Annotated in this window: 16 protein-coding genes; 11 read left to right on the top strand and 5 right to left on the bottom strand. The window is 60.0% G+C overall.

Annotated elements, in window-relative coordinates; genetic code table 11:
• The first annotated feature begins 251 nt into the window (after nt 1-251).
• From H6B15_RS12155 to H6B15_RS12190, 8 genes are all read left to right on the top strand, one after another.
• Entirely contained in the window at nt 252-1,289 is a 1,038-nt protein-coding gene (locus H6B15_RS12155) for a glycosyltransferase (protein WP_204648266.1), read from the top strand.
• Nucleotides 1,286-2,251, top strand: a complete 966-nt coding sequence (locus H6B15_RS12160; RefSeq protein ID WP_204648267.1) for a glycosyltransferase family 2 protein — start codon at nt 1,286-1,288, stop codon at nt 2,249-2,251. Before H6B15_RS12155 ends, H6B15_RS12160 begins: the two co-directional genes overlap by 4 nt.
• Nucleotides 2,248-4,692 (top strand): glycosyltransferase, encoded by a 2,445-nt coding sequence (locus H6B15_RS12165; RefSeq protein ID WP_204648268.1) that lies wholly within the window; start codon nt 2,248-2,250, stop codon nt 4,690-4,692. The genes H6B15_RS12160 and H6B15_RS12165 overlap by 4 nt, the downstream gene beginning before the upstream one ends.
• Nucleotides 4,693-4,753: 61 nt before the next feature.
• Complete coding sequence (locus H6B15_RS12170) at nt 4,754-5,686, top strand: glycosyltransferase family 2 protein (RefSeq protein ID WP_204648269.1); 933 nt, start codon at nt 4,754-4,756, stop codon at nt 5,684-5,686.
• 98 nt (nt 5,687-5,784) lie between these two features.
• Nucleotides 5,785-7,551 carry a DUF6020 family protein gene (locus H6B15_RS12175; RefSeq protein ID WP_204648270.1) on the top strand — a complete coding sequence of 589 codons (1,767 nt, stop codon included), beginning with the start codon at nt 5,785-5,787 and terminating at the stop codon, nt 7,549-7,551.
• A 12-nt stretch (nt 7,552-7,563) separates the two neighbouring features.
• Complete coding sequence (locus tag H6B15_RS12180) at nt 7,564-8,628, top strand: radical SAM protein (RefSeq protein ID WP_204648271.1); 1,065 nt, start codon at nt 7,564-7,566, stop codon at nt 8,626-8,628.
• A 142-nt stretch (nt 8,629-8,770) separates the two neighbouring features.
• Complete coding sequence (locus H6B15_RS12185) at nt 8,771-10,147, top strand: hypothetical protein (protein WP_204648272.1); 1,377 nt, start codon at nt 8,771-8,773, stop codon at nt 10,145-10,147.
• Between the two features lie 142 nt (nt 10,148-10,289).
• Entirely contained in the window at nt 10,290-11,255 is a 966-nt protein-coding gene (locus H6B15_RS12190) for a glycosyltransferase family 2 protein (RefSeq protein ID WP_204648273.1), read from the top strand.
• A gap of 62 nt (nt 11,256-11,317) precedes the next feature.
• Here the strand turns inward: H6B15_RS12190 and H6B15_RS12195 are convergent, their stop codons facing one another.
• The 4 genes from H6B15_RS12195 to H6B15_RS12210 all read right to left on the bottom strand — a co-directional run bounded on the left by H6B15_RS12195 (nt 11,318) and on the right by H6B15_RS12210 (nt 16,489).
• Entirely contained in the window at nt 11,318-12,292 is a 975-nt protein-coding gene (locus H6B15_RS12195) for a glycosyltransferase family 2 protein (RefSeq protein ID WP_204648274.1), read from the bottom strand.
• 24 nt (nt 12,293-12,316) lie between these two features.
• Nucleotides 12,317-13,204, bottom strand: coding sequence for a glycosyltransferase family 2 protein (locus H6B15_RS12200; RefSeq protein WP_204648275.1), 888 nt, complete (start codon nt 13,202-13,204; stop codon nt 12,317-12,319).
• A 144-nt stretch (nt 13,205-13,348) separates the two neighbouring features.
• A complete protein-coding gene (locus H6B15_RS12205; protein ID WP_204648276.1) occupies nt 13,349-15,280 on the bottom strand; it encodes a PTS fructose transporter subunit IIABC in 1,932 nt (643 codons plus the stop codon).
• 96 nt (nt 15,281-15,376) lie between these two features.
• Entirely contained in the window at nt 15,377-16,489 is a 1,113-nt protein-coding gene (locus H6B15_RS12210; protein WP_204648277.1) for an ABC transporter ATP-binding protein, read from the bottom strand.
• Between the two features lie 122 nt (nt 16,490-16,611).
• Between H6B15_RS12210 and H6B15_RS12215 the strand changes: the two genes are divergently transcribed.
• Nucleotides 16,612-17,427: a helix-turn-helix domain-containing protein gene (locus H6B15_RS12215; RefSeq protein WP_204648278.1), complete on the top strand. Its 816-nt coding sequence runs from the start codon at nt 16,612-16,614 to the stop codon at nt 17,425-17,427.
• Nucleotides 17,428-17,441: 14 nt separating this feature from the next.
• On the top strand, nt 17,442-18,131 hold the full coding sequence (locus H6B15_RS12220) for a DUF6709 family protein (RefSeq protein ID WP_204648279.1): 690 nt from the start codon (nt 17,442-17,444) through the stop codon (nt 18,129-18,131).
• A gap of 78 nt (nt 18,132-18,209) precedes the next feature.
• On the opposite strand, the gene H6B15_RS12225 is transcribed toward H6B15_RS12220, so the two are convergent.
• On the bottom strand, nt 18,210-19,046 hold the full coding sequence (locus H6B15_RS12225) for a hypothetical protein (protein ID WP_204648280.1): 837 nt from the start codon (nt 19,044-19,046) through the stop codon (nt 18,210-18,212).
• A gap of 150 nt (nt 19,047-19,196) precedes the next feature.
• On the opposite strand from H6B15_RS12225, the gene H6B15_RS12230 reads away from it, so the two are divergent.
• The coding region (locus tag H6B15_RS12230) for a hypothetical protein (protein ID WP_204648281.1) at nt 19,197-19,385 on the top strand (189 nt) is incomplete at its 3' end.

Below are 19,385 nucleotides of genomic sequence, written 5' to 3' on the forward strand. Positions count from 1 at the left end.
TGCCTGCGGGATGCCGCTGGCGGGCAGGCCCTGTTGTTTTATGTAAAATGATTGTTGAAGTTGGTGGAGAACAGACGTATCTCTGCCGTTTCAGTCGTTTGTAAAAAGGTGACAAGGGGTTGTTTGCCCCATCATAATAAGGTATAATGACAGAGTACGAGAATACAACGGGAAATGGCCGAAAATCTGGGATCAGGCATTGCCCGTTGAAATTTTGTGTGGCCACGGCTGCGGAAAACGGAGGGGACAGGGTGCTGACGGAACAACAGACAATCTCGGTGATTGTGCCGGTGTACAACACGGCCCCCTATCTGGAAGCCTGTGTAAAAAGCATTCTCTGCCAGACCTACCCCCATCTGGAACTGCTGCTGGTGGACGACGGTAGCACCGACGAAAGCCCGGCCCTCTGCGAGCGCCTGGCCGCACAGGATGGGCGTATCCGGGTGCTGCACAAGCCAAACGGCGGCCTTTCGGACGCGCGGAACTTCGGCATGGACCATGCCCGGGGTTCTCTGTTTGCCTTTGCGGATTCCGACGACGCTCTTCACCCCCAGATGCTGGACCTGCTGGTCCGGGCGATGGAACAGACCGGGGCATCCCTGGCCATGGGTCTGTTCAACGAGGTGACCGACCTGCCCGAAGAACATCCCGTCTATGATCCCCGAACGCTGCCGGTCTGCCGCAAGGGGCGGGAAGAGATCTTCCGTTCCATCACGGTGGAATACGTGGTGGCCTGGAACAAGCTCTATCGCCGGGAACTGTTCGAGGACATCCGTTACCCGGTGGGGCGGCTGCATGAGGATGAGTTTGTGGCCCATCGCCTGCTGTGGAAGGCGGAACAGGTGGCCCGGGTGGACCTGCCGCTGTACGACTACCGGCAGCGTCCCCAGAGCATCATGCACACCGCCATTGACCCCCGGCGTCTGGACGGGTTGGCGGCTATGCGGGAACGGGTGGAGTTCTGCCTGGAACAGGGCCGCCCCGACCTGGCCTGCCGGTCGGTGGATTCGCTGCTGGGGGTGACCGAAAGCCTGCTGCGCCGTCAGGACGCCATGACCCCCGAAGCCCGGGACCTGTTTGTCCGGGGCATCCGGGAGGACGCCCGGCGCTGGCCCCAAATCCAGAACCGCACCCAGAAACAGCAGTGGCAATGGCTGTGCACCCTGCCGGCGGCGGAATACTTTGCCCGGAAAGAGCGGCAGGAGCGCCGGGCCAGGGCCATGGCTGCCCTGAAAAAACCTTTGAAGGCCCTTTTGGGCAAAACGGCGGGGCAGGAGGAGTCGAGATGAAAAAGATCAGTGTGATCGTGCCGGTGTACAAGGTGGAAGGGTTCCTGGACCGGTGCGTGGCTTCCATTGCGGGGCAGACCTACCGGAATCTGGAAATCATTCTGGTGGACGACGGCAGCCCGGACAACTGCGGCAAGATGTGCGATGCCTGGGCGGAAAAAGATGACCGCATCCGGGTCATCCACAAGCCCAACGGCGGTTTGTCCGACGCCCGGAACGCGGGCATTGAGGCGGCCACCGGCGACTGGCTGGCCTTTGTGGACAGCGACGACTGGCTGGACCCCCGGATGCTGGAAATTCTGGAAACCCAGGCGGAAAAGCACGGCGCCGAACTGGCCGAGTGCAGCTACCGCAACCTGTACAAGGATATGGTCAAGGAGGAAACCCCCTGCACCGGCCGGGTGACCGTGGCCACCCCTCTGCAGGCCATTGAGGGCAATCTGGACTGGAAAAACTTCAAGCCGGTGGCCTGGAACAAGCTCTACCGCGCCGACATTGTGGGCGCCATCCGCTACCCAAAAGGCAAACTGCACGAGGACGAGTTCACCACCCACAAGTTTTATCTGGCGGCCAAAACCATCGTCTACGTGGATATTTCGGCCTACAATTACGACCGTCGCCGGGAGGGCAGCATCACGGCCCGGTTCAGCCTGCGCAATCTGGATGCCTGCCAGGCTTACCATGAAAAAACCAACGATGTCTGCCATGCGCCGGAACTGGCGCCCATCCGGCAGAAGATGTGCGATACCTACGGCTGGACGCTGTTTGACTGTCTGGCCAAATGCGCCGACGCGGGCCTGAGCGGCCCCGAACTGGACCGGACCCTGGCGGATGCCATGGCGGACCGGCCCATGCTGGAAGAAAACGGTTTGAACCAGCTGTACCGGGAATGCTTCCGAGTGCTGGAGAAAAAGGGCCTGAACGCCTGTGCGGCCTATTGGAAAGGGAAGAGTGGGCAATGACGGAAAACAAAGTCAGCATTGTGGTACCGGTCTATAATGCACAAAAATGGCTGGGATACTGCCTCAATTCTCTCCTGGCGCAGACCTGGACCGAATTTGAGGTCATCCTGGTCAACGACGGCAGCACCGACGATTCGCTGGAAATCTGCCGCAACTACGCCGAACTGGACAGCCGCTTCCGGGTACTGGACGTGCCCAACGGCGGGGTGAGCCGGGCCCGCAACCTGGGTGTTTCCCAGGCCACCGGGCGGTATCTGGTGTTTGTGGACAGCGACGACGTGGTCACCCCGGATATGCTGGAAGTGATGCTGGACTGTGCCCGGCGCACCGGCATGGAGCTGGTGGCGGGGGATATGAGCCTGGTGGATTTCGCCCGGCCGGAAGCTCCCCGGGGACTGCTGTGTGCCCGCTGGGCCGGCGAGGGCGAGCGGGTGTACGACAAGGAAGCCTTTGCCCGCAACCGGATGCGGCTGATCTTCAACACCAGTTTGCTGGAAGGCCCCTGCGCCAAGCTGTATTCCCTGGACCTGTGGCGGAAGCTGGACCTGCAATTTCCGCCGGAACTGTCCCTGGGGGAAGATTTTGTCACCAACATGCAGTATTATGCCGCCTGCAACGGCATTGCCTTCCTGAACAGGACGGTATACTACTACAACAACGAATCCCAGTCCAACTCCCTGACCCACCAGTACCGCAAGGACCTGTTCGAAACCAAGATGTACCTGATCGAACGGCTGCGGGAGTTCATCGGCCCTCAGGAGGAGATGGACCCCGACGAATGGTCCTGCTATTGCAGCTATGTGGCCTGTACCGGGTTCAAGTGCCTGGCGGCCGTGGTTTCGGACGAGCGGTTTGCAACCCAGGAAGCCCGCCTAGAAGAGGTGCGCAAGATTGTGGATGATCCGCTGTTCCGGGAAGGCTGTGCCCGGAACTCCTGGATTCCCGATGAGTTTGTGGCGGCCCGCAAGGCGGTGCTGGACGGCGATGCCGAAAAGACCCTGCACATTCTGCAGACCCCCACCCCCCAGCTTGTGCAGAAAAAGCGGGAGCTGGAAGAAAAGGTGCAGGCAAAGAAGGCGGGCTTCAAAACCGGATGCAAGCATTTGCTGCAAAAGGTGTTGTATCCCCTGCAGCGCCTGAACCGGTATATCAACCGCCTGCAGACCCAGGAACTGCAGAATCAGCTGCAGAATATGGCGGTGCATAGTCAGAAATTGCAGCTGGATGCTTCCCTCTCCATGGCCCACGAAAGGCAGAAAGCCGATTTCGAAAGCTGGATGACCGAAGTCTTGGACCGAAAGTCCCAGGAACACACCGCAGAACTGGCCACCCTGCAGCAGACGCTGGAGCAAACGCTGGAACAGTTCCGCCCGGTCTTGTCGGTCACCGACACTCTGGAGCAGCTGAAGTCGGACGTGGAGATGATGCGTGGCGCCCTGTGGAATGAGACCAAGACCTTCGAACAGCAGCAGGTCATGGAACTGCGGCAGAAGAAGAAAGCCCTGATGCTGGCCACCGCCGAACACCAGAACATCGGCGACGCCGCCATCGACCTGGCGGAACAGAACCTGTTGCTGCAGTATTTCCCGGATTACTTCCAGGTGGAGTTCTCCACCTATGAGATGCCCAACAAGTACCATTTCCTGCAGGCCATCATCAATCCGTCGGATATACTTTTCATCAACGGCGGCGGCAATATGGGCAGCCTGTACCGGGAAGAGGAAGAACTGCACCGCCGGATTGTGCAGGATTTCCCCAACAACAAGATTGTGGTCCTGCCCCAGACCATCTATTTTGCCGATACCCCCGAAGGACAGGCCGAGCTGGCCCTGTCTGCCCGGGTGTACAACCACCACAAGGACCTGACCATCTTTGCCCGCGGCCGGGAAAGCTACGACTTTGCCAGCCGTCATTTCGGGCATGCCAAGATAAAGCTGATGGCCGATGTGGTTCTCGCGCTGCACCGGGACTACGGTTTCGACCGCAGCGGGATGCTGCTCTGCCTGCGAGGAGACGGCGAAACCGTCTTGGTGGACAGCAAACAACAGATTCTGGATACGGTACAGCGCTTTGACCCCGATGTGGAAATCCGCACCAACATTGCACAGCAGGATATTTCCCGGGTGGAGCGTGCCGCTGTGGTCAACGATGAGCTGCAGCGGTATGCCCGGCGTCGGGTGGTGGTGACCGACCGGCTGCACGGCATGATCTTTGCGGCGGTGACCGGTACGCCCTGTGTGGTGCTGGACAATGCCACCCACAAGAGCCGGGATTTTTACCGCACATTCCTGCAGGATTCCAATGCTGTTTTCTATATCGGCACCGACTGCGACCGCCTGGAAGAAGCTATTGCACAGGCGTTGGCGGTGGAAAATCCGGTGTATGGTGCCTTTGACCGGGCTCTGTTTGCGGACCTGGCCGCCGTGCACGACAGTATGTGAAGGATAATATAACGAGTGTTGCCCGGAAAATCCGGGGCGACGAAAAAGGAAGGCTGATCCTATGGATAAAATTGCAGTGTTGGTTCCTTGCTATAACGAAAGTGCCACCATCGAAAAAGTGGTGAAGGATTTTCGCCGCGCATTGCCGGAGGCAAAAATCTACGTTTACGATAACAATTCCAAGGATGGAACAGCAGAACTGGCCGCTGGGGCCGGGGCCATTGTGCGGCACGAGTACGCCCAGGGCAAGGGCAACGTGATGCGGCGGATGTTCCGGGAAATCGACGCCCAGTGTTATGTGCTGGTGGATGGAGACGATACTTACCCCGCGGAGGTGGCACCCTCCCTGGTAGAGCCCGTGCTCAGCGGAAAGGCGGAAATGGTGGTGGGAGATCGCCTGTCCTCCACCTACTTTACCCAGAATAAGCGCCCGTTCCACAATTTCGGCAATACCATCGTGCGTTCGTCCATCAATTTCCTGTTCCATACCGAGATCAAGGATATCATGACCGGGTACCGGGCATTCAGCTACGAGTTTGTCAAAACCTATCCGGTGCTGTCCAAGGGATTTGAGATCGAAACCGAAATGACCATTCACGCCATTGAGCGCAACATGCGCATCGAAAATGTGGTCATCGAGTACCGTGACCGCCCGGCGGGCAGTGTTTCCAAGCTCAACACCTACTCCGACGGGTTCAAGGTGCTGTGCACCATCGGCCGGCTGTACAAGAACTACCACCCCTTCTCCTTCTTCGGGGTTCTGGCGCTGGTCTTGTTCCTGGTCAGTCTGTTGTTCTTTATCCCTGTCTTCGGGGAATACCTGGTCACCGGGCTTGTGCCCCGCCTGCCCACCCTGGTGGTCTGCGCCATCGGTACCCTGATGGCTCTGCTGCTGCTTATGGCCGGTGTGATTCTTTCTACCATGCAGCAGAAGGACAAGCGGGATTTTGAGATGTACCTGATCCAGGCGGCCGAGCGCAAGGCCGGCCGTTGAGAGGGCAGCACGGTTTTCGGGGGAAACACAATACTATGAATGACCGCAATTTTTTACCTGAAAATAGCCGGATATCCCTGGTACAAAATGGAATTTTGATGGCTCTGTCCTTTCCGCTGGCCTGGGTGCTGGTGCGCTGCCTCCGCCTTCCGGATGATTCGGTCGTGCTGCTGCCGATGGTACTGGTTGTGTATCTGGTGCAGCAGAAAGGACTGTCATACCGCAAGGCACAAAGGGAAAAACTGAAATGGATTCTTCCCTTTGCCATCCTGCTTTCCTTCTTTGTCACCCTGGCGTTTCACATCGACCCTTCCAACGCATACAGCCTGGTGGCCGATCACAACGCGTTTTCGGCGCTGTCGGCATTGGATCCGGTGTCCTTTGTGGCGATGACCTACCTGTTCAGCCTGGCGCTGGTCTGGGTCTTTGCAGCCGGTTTTCGCCGTTCAAAAGAAACCTACACGTCGGCCCGGCTGCGCACCGGCATCCGGAAAGAACAGCGCAAAGTTATGCTGGTGCTGGCGGCCGTTCTGTTTTTGGCCTGGCTGCCTTACTTTCTGGTGTATTATCCCGGACTGATCTACGGCGACTCCATGAATTCCATCACCGAGGCCATGCACCAGGCGGCGTATGAAAACCATTTTCCGCTGTTTTATACCCTGTTTGTGGAGCTGTGCCTGAAAATCGGGATGGCCTTTGCGGATATCACGGTGGGATGTGCCATCTATACCCTGGTGCAGATGGCGGGGCTTGCATTGCTCCTGGCCTATATGCTCTGCTGGATGGACAACAAAGGCGTTCCCCGTGTGCTGACCTTATTTTCCCTGCTGATGTTTGGCGTGGTGCGGTATTTTCCCCAGCATGCGGTGAGCATGTGGAAAGATCCCTTCTTTTCTGCAGGGCTGATGTTTTACAGCCTGAAGCTCTTTGATCTGCTGGCATCAGAAGGCGCCCTGGCCAAAAGCCGGAAATTCCTTCTGCAGTGTGTCCTGAGCATCGTGGTCATCTGCCTGAGCCGGAACAACGGCGTGTACATCATCGCTTTCTGCATGGTGCTGTTGTTCCTCATCGCGGCGGCAAGAAAAAATCTGCGTGTGTATCGCCGTATGGTGCTGCTGCATCTGATCTCGGTGCTCTGCATCCTGGTTCTGACCGGACCGGTCTACAGCAAGCTGGGCATCGGCAAGGATGATGTGGAAAGCTTCGGCATTCCGTTGCAGCAGCTGGCCCGCACGGTGGCCTACGATGGCAATATCAGCGAGCAGGACAAGGAATTTCTGGACAACCTCCTCCCGCTGGAACGCTGGAAAGAGGTGTACACCCCAGCGCTGGTGGACCCCATCAAGTGGGATGCAGAATTTGACAAAGACTTTTTCTCCCGGAACAAGGGCGAATTCCTGATGGTGTGGCTGCGCACACTGCTGAAAAACCCGGTGCGGTATGTGGAGGCATGGTGCCTGACCACCTACGGGTACTGGGCGCCCAACCTGTGGGAGCTGAACGGCTACGAGCAAAACCTGACTTCCGGCAATCTCAATGCAGTGGCGGAGTGGTATATTGATTTCGGCATCCGGCAGACCAACCTGACCGGCAGTGACTGGCTGCAGGAAATCTGCTCTCTGACAACCACGGCGCCGTCCTCGGGGCTGCTGACCTGGGTGGTGCTGTTCATGGTTCTGTTTGCCCTCATAAAGGGCTGCGGACGGTATTGCCTGTTCTTTGCGCCGGCTTTGGGCAATCTGATTACCTTGCTGCTGGCCTCTCCCAGTGCCTACTGGCCGCGCTATGCGCTGGTCTATCTGTATATGCTGCCGGTGATTTTCCTGTTCCCGCTTCTGCTTCGCGGGGAAAGAAAAACGGAATAATACGACTTTCCTATGAAAGAGAATGAGAACGCCATGAATACCATTAAAATCAAGCGCTTTATTGACTGTTACATTCCCGTCACTACCTGCAATCTGCGGTGTTCTTACTGCTACATTGCCCAGCAGGGATTATTCAAGAATGCTCTGCCGGAGTTTGAGCATACTGCACAGGAAATCCGCAAGGGGCTTTCGGTGGAAAAAATGGGTGGTACCTGTGTGTGCAACCTTTGCGCTGGCGGCGAAACCCTTCTGGCAGAGGAAGTGGTGGAGATCATCCGTCAGCTGCTGGAGGAGGGGCATTTTGTTTCGGTGGTGACCAACGGAACCCTGACCCGCCGCTTCGAACAGTTGGCGGCTTTTCCGGAAAATCTGCGCCGGCACCTGTTCCTGAAATTTTCCTTCCATTATCTGGAACTGAAACGTCTGAACCTGTTCGAACAGTACTTTGCCAACATCAAGATGGTGCAGAAGGCCGGAATCTCCTTTACGGTAGAGATGACTCCCTGTGATGAGGAAATCCCCCTGATTCCCGAAATCAAGCAGGTTTGCATGGACAACCTGGGGGCACTGTGCCATCTGACCATTGCCAGGTCGGACATTGACCCGGACCAGCGTATCCCCCATCTGTCGGAACATTCCTTCGCAGAGTACAAGAAAATTTGGGAAACTTTCGAGTCACAGCTGTTTGACTTCAAGGCTTCTATTTTTTATCACAAACGTAAAGAATTTTGTTATGCGGGGGATTGGAGCTTTTATGTAAGCCTGGGCGATGGAGAAGCCGTGCAGTGTTATGGTGGCAAGCGCATTGGCAACATTTTTGCGGATGATAAACTTCAGTTTGAAGCCATCGGGAAAAAGTGCACCCAGGCCCACTGTTACAACGGCCATTCCTGGTTGACTTTTGGGGATATTCCGCAACTGAAATCCCCCACTTATGCGGACATGCGCAATCGGGTGACCGTTACCGGTGAAGAGTGGCTGGGCCCGGAAGTCAAGGAGGCTTTCAGTGCCAAATTGTGCAGAACGAACCGGAAATATCCCTTCTGGAAGCGGTACAAAATCGACCATCAGAAGTGAAGGGGCGGAGAAAAACAAGGTGTGTAAGGAAGAAAATCCTGTGGTAAAATTCGGCAGGGGAATTGCATTGTCACTGTTCAGTATCACGCTTTTGATTGTGGCAATTTTTCCCGGTTTTATGTGGTATGCGACCAAAAAGCAGGTGGCAGTCTGGAATGTATGGTTCATTCTGGGCGCGGCTGTTTTGGGTGTGCTGCTGGCGTTTGTGCTGTCCAAAGGCAAAAAGTATACCCAAAAGCTGAATGAACAACCCTATTTTTACGGATGGACGTTGGGAATTGTTGCGCTACTGACACTGGTGCAACAGTGGACTATCAATCAGGTCTGGTTTGTGACCGGATGGGATGCCTATGGCGCGGTGCAGGAGGCGGTAAGCCCCGGATACTACGCCTATGCCTACTCTTACTATCCCAACAATCTGGCCATTGTGGGAATCTTCCGATTCCTCAGCCGCATGTTCGGAAAATCTGATTTTTACGACGCCTATCTGTTGATTATCCATGTGGGTGGCCTCATCGTATCCCTGTCCTGCCTGTTGGTGGTCTACGCGGCCAAGCGGATGACCGGCAGCAACTGCGTGGGATATGCGGTGCTTGCGCTGGAAGGCATCTTTATCATTCTGTCGCCCCAGTGCCTGATCCCCTATACCGATACATACGGTATGCTGGCGCCGGCTCTGGCACTGTTTTTGTACACGGCGCCGCTGTCCCGCTATGTGAAGGCGCCGGCAGTTACACTGGTTCTGGTTTTGGGCAGCTTTATCAAACCCAATGCCATCATTGTGTGGATAGCACTTGTGCTGGTGGAACTTTTCTCCCACAACTGGGTCATGCAGCTGTGCAGCCGGACGGTGTCCTGCGTGGTCCTGGCGGTGACCATCCTTGCGGGAATTGGCGTCGGAAGTCTTCTTGGCACGCAGCTGAAGGCGTATTCTGTCCGCACTGGCACGATTTCCGATGCAGAATTGTCCATGTCCGCAGCACATTATCTGATGATGGGATGGAATGAGCAAGGGGCAGGCGGATATTCCTATGATGATGTAGAATTTTCCACATCGATTGAAGCGTATGAGGAGCGGGTGGATAAAGACTTTGAAGTTTTTACCGACCGCATACGGAAAATGGGGCCCGGCGGTGTGGTCCGGCAGTTGGTCAGGAAGACACTCAGCAACTATGCGGACGGTTCCGGCAGCTGGAAAAAGGATGGCGAATTCTTCCAGGAAATTAAGGGAGAAAACGGCACTTTGCAGGCGCTGTACGGCATTTCGGATGCGGAGTACGTCGCCCCCTATGAATACGGGGCACAATTGTTGTGGGCCCTGATTCTGTGTGGGTTGGTGTTGCAGTGGCTGGCCCAGGATTTTACTAAGGCGAGCTGCGTTGTCAACGTGGCACTGCTGGGACAAAGCGTGTTTCTGCTGCTGTTTGAATGCCGTGCCCGGTATTTCATCCAGTTCTGGCCGTATTTTGTACTGGCGGCCGTTCTGGGGTGGCAAGCGCTAGCCAAAAAGTTCCGCTGACGCCTCAAACGGAGCATGGTGAGACCGAAATCGATGGCCCTTTAGATTGGAAAAGTCAGTCGCTTGCCAAATACTACGATCTTGCCAGCGTGGCTTTGATCGGAGAAGATTGAACATCGAAAAAGGAATGGAGGCCTAACCCATGAAACATTCCCCATTGCCGGTTCTGTACATTGTTATTCCCTGCTACAACGAAGAGCAGGTCCTGCCCATCACGGCGCCGCTGTTCCTGAAAAAGATCACCGACCTGGCCGCTGTGGGCAAGGTCAGCCCGGACAGCCGGGTGCTGTTTGTCAACGACGGATCCAAGGACAAGACCTGGTCCATCATCTGTGACCTGGCCAAGCAGGACCCGCACTATCTGGGCATCAGCCAGAGCCGTAACCGCGGGCACCAGAACGCCGTGCTGGCAGGTCTGATGGAAGCTAAAGACCGGTGCGACATCACCATCTCCATCGACTGCGACGGTCAGGACGACATCAACGCCATGGACGCCATGGTGGACGCCTACCATGACGGCTGCGAGATCGTGTACGGGGTGCGTTCCAGCCGCCAGACCGACACCTTCTTCAAGCGGTTCACCGCCGAAAGCTTCTACAAGCTGCTCAACGCCATGGGGGCGGAGGTGGTGTTCAACCACGCCGACTACCGCCTGATGAGTGCCCGGGTGCTGCAAGAGTTCGCCAATTTCAAGGAAGTGAACCTGTTCCTGCGCGGTATGGTGCCGCTGGTGGGCTTCAAATCCACCAGCGTGGCCTATGAACGCCACGAGCGCATTGCGGGCGAGAGCCATTACCCCTTGTCCAAGATGCTCGGTCTGGCCTTTGACGGCATTACCAGCTTGTCCATCAAACCTATACGGTTTATCACCGGGTTTGGTGTGCTGGTGGCGGTCGTCTCCTTCCTGGGTGTGCTGTGGGCGGTTATTGAGGCTATCCTGGGATCTACCGTGTCCGGTTGGGCCAGCATGACCAGTATCATCTGCTTTGTGTCCGGTGTGCAGCTCATCTGCCTGGGCGTGATCGGCGAATACATCGGCAAAATTTACATGGAAACCAAGTCCCGTCCCCGGTACATCATCAGCGAGCGTACCTGGGAACAGGAATAAACCTGCTACAAATGCAAAAAGACCTTCCCCACGGCATCTGCCGGACGGAAGGTCTTTTGTATTTACATGGTGGCCAGAACCCGGAGCAAAGGCCCCCAGGCGTTGGCCCGCAGCAGCCAGGCTGCCAGCCGGGCCTTTTTGCCGGTGCCGGGGGGCGGGTCCAGCAGGCTTTGCCGGGCCAGAGGTACCCCCAGAAGCCGCTGGGTCTGGGCCAGGGCGGTCTTTCTGTCCGGGGCGTATTGCAGGATGTAGCGCAGAATGCCCAGCACCTTGCCGTACTGCCAGCCCCGGAAGGCGTCTTCCTCAGCTTTGACCAGGCTGTTGGGCCCGGCAATGTGGAACAGCTCATACTGCCGCTGCATCAGGGGAATCTCGTCGTCGCACACCCCGGCATAGAACCGGTGCATGGCCGACCCTTCGTGCTGGTCGTAGTGGTAGAGCTTTTGGGGGCACACCGCAATGGAACGGCAGCACAGCAGGTAATCCTGCACAAAATAGGCGTCCTCGCACCGGCGGACCCCGGCGGGAAAGGCCAGTCGGTTATTCCGGATGAGGGCGGTCAGAAACAGCTTGTTGCAGGGGTAGTTGGTGTACACGGGATTGGCATACCGGGAAGGGGTGGCCCGGAAGATATCCAGGGGCACCACCTCCTGCCGCACCTTCTCGTTCCAGTCCGAAAGGTCAAAGACACAGCACACCGCCATCTGGTTGTCGCCCAGGGTGCGGTAGAGGGTTTCCAGGTAACCGGGCTCCACCCGGTCGTCCCCGTCCACAAAGGCCAGATACGCCCCCTGCACGGCCTGGATACCGGCGTTGCGGGCTGCCGAGACCCCCGCATTTTTCTGGTGCAACACCCGCACCCGGGGCTCTTTGGCCGCCCAGGCGTCGCACAGCGCCGCCGAACCGTCCCGGCTGCCGTCGTCCACCAGAATCGCTTCCCAGTTCTGCCAGGTCTGGGCCCGCAGGCTTTCCAGGCAGGCATCCAGATAGGGGGCGCAGTTGTAAACCGGGATGACGATGGAGATCAAGTCTTGCATACACAGGGTCCTTTCGTTGGGAGTTTATTGCCCCATGCGGCCGGTATGGCCCCGCAAAAAGTCCACCGCACCCCGCCATTCGCCGTAGCTGCGGCCCTTGCGGTGGCCCAGGGCGGCGGCCGCAAGGCAGCAGGCTCCGCCCTTGAGGGCGGCCAGCGTGCCGGCCAGGCGGCGATAGGCAGCGCCGCGGCCCCGGCAGCGCAGGGTCAGGGTGTTGCGGGTGATGTAGTACACCGACAGCATTCCCCCCGCCGTGCCTCCGGCCTTGTGGTGCAGCACCGCGTCGGGCAGATACCACAGGGGCACACCGGCTTCGGTCAGCCGGATGCAGTAATCCACATCCTCACAGTACATGAAGAGATCTTCGTCCAGATACCCCACCTTCTCGATGACGCTGCGGGGCAGCAGCACACAGCAGAAGGTGATGAATCCCACCTGCTTCTTTTCGGAGTAGGCGGGCCCATCCTTGGCGTGGCCGCCCAGATGCACCACCTTGCTGGTGCGGCGGTCCAGGGTACCTCCCGCAAACCAGATTTCATCCGGCGGGTCCATGAACAGCATTTTGGGGCAGGAAACCCCCTCCGGCGGGGTCTGGGTCATCAGCTTTTCCAGCATATCGGGGGCGCAGACGGTGTCGTTGTTCAGCAGCATGACCCAGTCGGCTCCGTCCGCCAGCGCCCGGCGCATGCCCAGATTGTTCACCGCCGCAAAGCCGCGGTTTTCCTTCTGGGGCAGAAAAACCACCTGTCTGTGGGCCGCGCTCTGCAGCCGCTGCACCGAATCGTCGGTGGAAGCGTCGTCCAGCAGCAGCACCTCAAAGTCCTGCCAGGTCTGGGCCCGCAGGCTTTCCAGGCAGGCCAGGGTATCCTGCCAGCCGTTGTAGTTGGAAATCACAATTCCCAGTTTTGGCATAAGGAGGTCCTTCTCTTTCCATTGTTCACTATTTTCATATCACAAGTCTATCATATTGTAAACAGGAATTCAATAAAAGGGAAACCGCACAAAAAAGCACCCCTGCCCGGGCGCAGGGCCATGGGCAAGGGTGCAGGTGGGAACTTATTCGTTGTCGGGCACCGGGGCTTTCAGCAGCGCCAGCAGTCCGGCCGTTACCACCGACCCGGCTGCCAGAGCAACCAGAAGAAGCCAGGGGCGCTCGGCCAGGGGCAGCAGATACAGCCCGCCGTGAGGGGCCGGCACCCCGCAGCCGAACAGCATGGAAAGAGCACCCGCCAACGCGGAGCCGACCATGCAGCTGGGAATGACCCGCAGCGGGTCCCGCAGGGCAAAGGGCAAAGCACCTTCGGTGACGAAGGAGGCTCCCAGCAGATAGTTCATCAGGGAAGAGTGGCGTTCGGTTTTGGTGAACCGACGGGGAAACAGGGTGCAGGCCAGGGCCACGCCAAACGGCGGTACCATACCGCCCAGCATGACTGCGGCCATGAATCGCTCCTGCCCGGCGGCCAGGGTGACGGTGCCGAACAGGTAGGCGGCCTTGTTCACCGGTCCGCCGAAGTCCACGGCCATCATGCCGCCCAGCACGGCGCCCAGCACCATCCGGCTGCCGCCGCGCATGGACTCCAGGCATTGGTACAGCCAGTCATTGAACTGGCCCAAAGGCGGGTTGATCAGCACCACCATGAACAGGGAAATCAGGGTCAGCCCCAGAACGGGGTAGAGCAGGGTGGTCTTGAGGGGGTCCAGCCCGGCAGGGAACCGGCTGAACAGCTTGCGCAGCCCCCGGATGAGCCAGCCGGACACGAACCCGGCCAGAATGGCCCCCCAGAACCCGGAGGAAATCCAGGTGCTTTCGGGACCGATGGTCACCCCCTGGTAAGCCAGGAAGCCCCCCATCATGCCGGGCAGCAACGCAGCCGGACCGGCCATGGCGCTGGCCACAAAGCCGGCCATGATGGGGTACATCATCCGGAAGGCAAGCTGTCCCACCAGGGTGACCAGCCAGGACAGGGAGGTACCACTTCCGAAGGTGATGTTGCCCACGTTGGCCCGGTCCAGAAAGTAGCCCAGGGCAATGAGGATGCCCCCGCCGGTGACAAAGGGAACCATGTGGTTGATGCCGTTCATCAGGTGGGCGTACACATGCTGGCCCCGGCTGCGCAGATTATCCCGGGAGGCGGACAGGGGCGGAAAGAAGGTTTCGTCGTTGGGGTTTATGTTCATCACCGGCACACCTCCCGAAACCGCCCGCCGCAGCAGGGCTTCGGGATGGCGCAGGGCTTCGGCCACCGGCACAATCAGCACCGGCTTGCCCGCAAAGCGGTTCAGGTCCACCGTGCGGTCGGCCGCCACCACAATGCACCCGGCGGCGTCGATCTCGGCCGGGGTCAGCACATTGCGGGGGCCGTCGGCGCCATTGGTCTCCACCTTGAGGGAAATGCCCATGGCGGCCGCCTGGCGTTCCAGGGCCTCCGCCGCCATAAAGGTGTGGGCCACCCCCATGGGGCAGGCGGTCACCGCCAGCACCTGGCAGGGGCCTTTTTCCGGCTCCCGGGCAGCGGGCTGGCCTGCCGCGGCGGGGGTCTCCCGGTCGGCAATGACCTGCAGAAATTCCTCCGGGGTTTTGGCTTCCAGCAGCTGGGTGCAGAAATCCGGGTCCATCAGCAGGCGAGCCAGGTCGGCCAGCACCGCCACATGCAGGTTGGCGTCGGTGTCCGGCACCGCAATCTGAAACAGCAGCCGTACCGGGGCGCCGTCCAGGGCCCCGTAGTCCAGGTCCTCGCACAGGGTCATGGCGGCCAGGGCAGGTTTGGCCACCCCGGCGCTTTTGGCGTGGGGAATGGCCACCCCGCCGCCCACCCCGGTGGAACCCTGGGCTTCCCGGTCCAGCACTTCCCGCTCGTAGCGGGCGGCGTCGCGCAGACAGCCCCCGTCGTCCAGCAGGGCGGTCATGGTGTGGATGGCAGCGGCCTTGTCGGCCACTTTGGCCCCCAGCACGATACGCTGCGGGCTCAGCAGTTCGGTGATGCGCATGGTATGTTTTCCTGTTCCGTGTGTTGTTTACGAAAACGGCGGCCCTGCCGCAGAAGGCGGGGCCGCCGTTCAGAATGATTCAGTTGTAATACCGGATCAGTTCAGGATGGTCAGTTCGGTATCAGGATCGAACAGGTGGATCTTGTTGGTATCCATGGCCATGACGACCTTGCTGCCGCGGCGAGCCTTGGAGGTGGGGGCAACACGAGCCATCAGGTTCTGGCCCTGATAGGTCAGGTACAGGTAGATTTCAGCGCCCATCAGTTCGGAAACTTCCACTTCGGCGTTGATCTTGCTGTCGGGATGCTTGGCCAGGAACTCTTCGTCGTCCTTCATGTCTTCGGGACGGATGCCGACCTTCAGGCTCTTGCCGACGTAAGCGTCCAGCTTGCCGTCCGCGGTCTTGGCCTTCGGCAGAGGAATGTCGGTGCCGGCCAGATCAACAGAGTACTGGTCGCCGTTCTTCTTCAGGGTGCCGTCCAGGAAGTTCATCTGCGGGCTGCCGATGAAGCCGGCAACGAAGATGTTGCAGGGATAATCGTACAGGTTCTGCGGGGTATCAACCTGCTGGATGACGCCGTCGCGCATAACCACGATGCGGTCGCCCATGGTCATGGCCTCGGTCTGGTCATGGGTAACGTAGATGAAGGTGGTAGCCAGCTTCTTGTGCAGCTTGATGATCTCGGTACGCATGGAGGTACGCAGCTTGGCGTCCAGGTTGGACAGAGGTTCGTCCAGCAGGAAGACGGCCGGGTTACGGACCATGGCGCGGCCCAGGGCAACACGCTGACGCTGACCACCGGACAGAGCCTTCGGCTTACGGTCGAGCAGGTGTTCGATTTCCAGGATCTTGGCGGCTTCACGCACGCGCTTGTCGATCTCGTCCTTGGGCATCTTGCGCAGTTCCAGGCCGAACGCCATGTTCTTGTACACGGTCATGTGCGGGTACAGAGCGTAGTTCTGGAACACCATGGCGATGTCGCGGTCTTTCGGGGGAACGTCGTTGATCAGGCGCTCGCCGATGTACATTTCGCCCTTGGAAATTTCTTCCAGACCGGCGATCATACGCAGGGTGGTGGACTTGCCGCAGCCGGAAGGACCGACGAAGACGATGAATTCCTTGTCAGCGATTTCCAGGTTGAAATCCTTGACGGCAGTGACATTGCCGGGATAAATCTTGTAGATGTGACGGCAGCTGATACTGGCCATGTTGATACCCTCCAAATGGTTTTTTATTGACGCCTTTGGGCGCCTGATTTTCTTGACAAACTTATAATATCAGCTTAGAATGGGAAATGAAATAGCATTTTATTGATATAGGAGGCCAGAAATTGATATTTGACTGGACACGCTGCTGCCGGGCCTGCGAAACCCGGGAACTGCAGGGGGAAGACCCCCTGGTGCTGGACGGTGCGGGGCTGTGGACGGGGGTGCTGTCCAGCGGCGCCTGCGCCCTGGACGCCCCCGGCGCCGACGGCGTGCAGGGGCATTCGGGGGACATCCTGCTGGCCTTCGGGGATGTGACGCTGCGTCCCCTGTCTCCCTGCCACCTGCTCTGCCTGCGGCTGGACGGGTCGGCAGTGGCGGAATTCCTGCGCGGCCTGCCGGCCTCCTGCTTTGTGGACAGCGCAGCCTGCCCCACCGCCGCCGAACAGCTGGCCCGGCTGTGTTCCGCCCCGGAAAGCGAGCCCGGCGCCGCCCCGGACCCCGCCCTGGGGGCGGCGCCCTACGCCCTGCTGTGCGCCCTGGCCCACGCGGACGAGCCGCCCCGTCGGCTTTCGCCCCTGGTGGCCGAAGCGGTGGAGAGCATCCGCAACAACTATATGGCCCTGTACGGGGTGGAGGACCTGGCCGAAGCCATGGGGGTGAGCAAATGCCACCTGGTGCGGGTCTTTTCCGCCGAGATGGGCATCTCCCCGGGCAAGTTCCTCACCCACACCCGCATCGAAGCCGCCAAACTGCTGCTGCTGGACCGGGAGTACAACCTGGAGATGATCGCCAGCCTGTGCGGATTTTCCGGCGCCAACTACCTGTGCCGGGTCTTCCGGCGGGAGACGGGCACCAGCCCCGCCGCCTGGCGGGAGGCCGCGGCTCCCCACGCCGAGGTCAAGCGCCTGCCGCCCCGCCGCAACGAAATCTACGTATAAAGAGGAGCCCTGTCATGACAACCACCTGTCCCACCCGCACAACCTGTGCCGCCGCCCTGGTGCGGGCCGCGCTGACGGCCTTGCCGGGGCTGTTGCTGCTGGCCTGGATTGCCCCGGCGGTGGGAATGCTGCTGCAGGGGCCCCGGGATCTGTACGACCTGACCCCGGCGGAGCTGGAAGGCAGCTACGCAGCGGCCAACCTGGATACCATCTGGGACTGGTACGCCGAGAGCGTCTCCACCGCAGCCGACGGGTCCACCCGGGTCACCGCCCGGGAATACCTGGTGCCTTTGTCCGACGGCAGGACCTTCCTGGGGGTGCGGGTGCCCGCGGCCCGGATGGACCGGGCGGAGGCGGTACTGCGGCAGACCGGGCTGTGGCGCAGCGACCCGGACAACTATTTCTGGGACGGGTCCTACCTGACGGTGCGGGGGAGCATCCGCCCCATGGACGAGGAAACCCGGGCCCTGTATTACGACCTGCTCACCGGCTATTACGGCCTGGAGGAGGCGGACCTGGAAAACTTTCCGCCCCTGGTGCTGGTGGACGGCACCGTGGACGGGCTGAACGGCAGCACCCTGACCCTGCTGGGCCTGGCCGGATTGTTTCTGGTGGGGCTGGCGGGGGTGCAGGCGGCCCGGGCCCTGGGCCTGCCCGCCCGCAAAACGCCGCCCGCGCCGCCGGACACCTGGCAGGAACCGTAAAACAAGCAATAAGACAAGCCGCCCCGCCTTTCTGCATCCGGCAGAAGGCAGGGCGGCTTTTTTGCGGGCAGAACCCGGTTATTTCTTGCGGCTGTACATGTGGTCGGGCAGCAGATGCAGCCCTTCGCCGGTGGCGTACCAGGCGCAGACCAGACCGGCCACACCCCACAGGCCCATGGCCAGGGAGGCGGCCAGCTCGGCCATGGTGGCGCCGCCGTGGAAAAAGGCAAACACCGTCTGGGGCAGTTCATGGCAGGTGCACAGCATAAAGGCGATCATGCCGGCGGCAAACACCGCATGGCCCACCGGCAGACCGGGGGTCAGGAACACCCGCAGCACCATGGCCAGGAACAGCAGGGCCGCTGCGGCGCTGAGCACCCCCAGGGTGCAGCCCAGGCGCATGACCGAGGCGGGGGCCACCGCAAAACGGTTGATCATGGTCCACAGGAAAAAGGCGGTGCCGGGCAGGGCGGCCAGGGTGTGGGGCAGGTTGCGGGTGGGGTCGGCCAGAGGTCCGAAGGCCCGCACCCCCCACAGCAGGGCCCACAAGGCGGAGAGCAGGGCGGCCACCGCGCCGATGAGGGCGGTGACGCTGCCGAACAGCAGTTCCGGCAGGCTGAGCAGGGCTGTGGCCGCCAGGGCGGCGGTGAGCAGGAGCAGACAGATGCCCAGCCCGGTGCAGGGGCCCAGCAAAGCCCGGGGACGGCGGGCCACCCCGCCGGAGGCCAGATAGCTGAGAGCCACCGCCACCAGGGGCAGGGCGATGCGGGCAAAGTAGAACCCGTTGGTCACAAACCCGGTGGCGGGGTCGGTGAAGAAGGCAAGGTCCAGGATGCGCAGCACCAGGGTGAGCAGACACACCGCCAGCATCCCGAAAAAGGGCAGGCGATGGGGCGCGTTGTTCGGTTCGGTCATGGGAAACGCCTTTCCCGGCGGGGCATATTCGTCCCGGCCGATGAATATACTGAAACAAGCGGGCGGGACAAGCCCGGCGCCGCAGATATGCCTATTATTGTAGCCTGCCGCGCCGCAAAATGCAAGCCGTCCCTGCCGGGAGGTACCCTTGTGAAACATACAATTTTATGCGCGGCGCTGCTGGTTTTGCTGGCGGGGGCCGCTCCCTTCCTCTGCCTGGTGCTGCCCCCCACCGGGGCGGTGCCCACCGGGGCGGTGCCCACCGGGGCCGCACCGGTGTCCACGGCGGAAACCGCCGCCCCGGCCTCTGCCGAGCCCACCCCTGCCCCCACCCTGGAC

It is taken from the genome of Gemmiger formicilis (assembly GCF_016900095.1).
GTDB lineage: Bacteria > Bacillota > Clostridia > Oscillospirales > Ruminococcaceae > Gemmiger > Gemmiger formicilis_A.

What these genes read in the sequence shown, in the direction of transcription:
- H6B15_RS12160 (WP_204648267.1), top strand. Translation starts at nt 1,286, where the DNA reads ATGAAAAAGATCAGTGTGATCGTGCCGGTGTACAAGGTGGAAGGGTTC.
- H6B15_RS12165 (WP_204648268.1), top strand. Translation starts at nt 2,248, where the DNA reads ATGACGGAAAACAAAGTCAGCATTGTGGTACCGGTCTATAATGCACAA.
- H6B15_RS12170 (WP_204648269.1), top strand. Translation starts at nt 4,754, where the DNA reads ATGGATAAAATTGCAGTGTTGGTTCCTTGCTATAACGAAAGTGCCACC.
- H6B15_RS12175 (WP_204648270.1), top strand. Translation starts at nt 5,785, where the DNA reads ATGGCTCTGTCCTTTCCGCTGGCCTGGGTGCTGGTGCGCTGCCTCCGC.
- H6B15_RS12180 (WP_204648271.1), top strand. Translation starts at nt 7,564, where the DNA reads ATGAAAGAGAATGAGAACGCCATGAATACCATTAAAATCAAGCGCTTT.
- H6B15_RS12190 (WP_204648273.1), top strand. Translation starts at nt 10,290, where the DNA reads ATGAAACATTCCCCATTGCCGGTTCTGTACATTGTTATTCCCTGCTAC.
- H6B15_RS12195 (WP_204648274.1), bottom strand. Translation starts at nt 12,292, where the DNA reads ATGCAAGACTTGATCTCCATCGTCATCCCGGTTTACAACTGCGCCCCC.
- H6B15_RS12200 (WP_204648275.1), bottom strand. Translation starts at nt 13,204, where the DNA reads ATGCCAAAACTGGGAATTGTGATTTCCAACTACAACGGCTGGCAGGAT.
- H6B15_RS12205 (WP_204648276.1), bottom strand. Translation starts at nt 15,280, where the DNA reads ATGCGCATCACCGAACTGCTGAGCCCGCAGCGTATCGTGCTGGGGGCC.
- H6B15_RS12210 (WP_204648277.1), bottom strand. Translation starts at nt 16,489, where the DNA reads ATGGCCAGTATCAGCTGCCGTCACATCTACAAGATTTATCCCGGCAAT.
- H6B15_RS12220 (WP_204648279.1), top strand. Translation starts at nt 17,442, where the DNA reads ATGACAACCACCTGTCCCACCCGCACAACCTGTGCCGCCGCCCTGGTG.
- H6B15_RS12225 (WP_204648280.1), bottom strand. Translation starts at nt 19,046, where the DNA reads ATGACCGAACCGAACAACGCGCCCCATCGCCTGCCCTTTTTCGGGATG.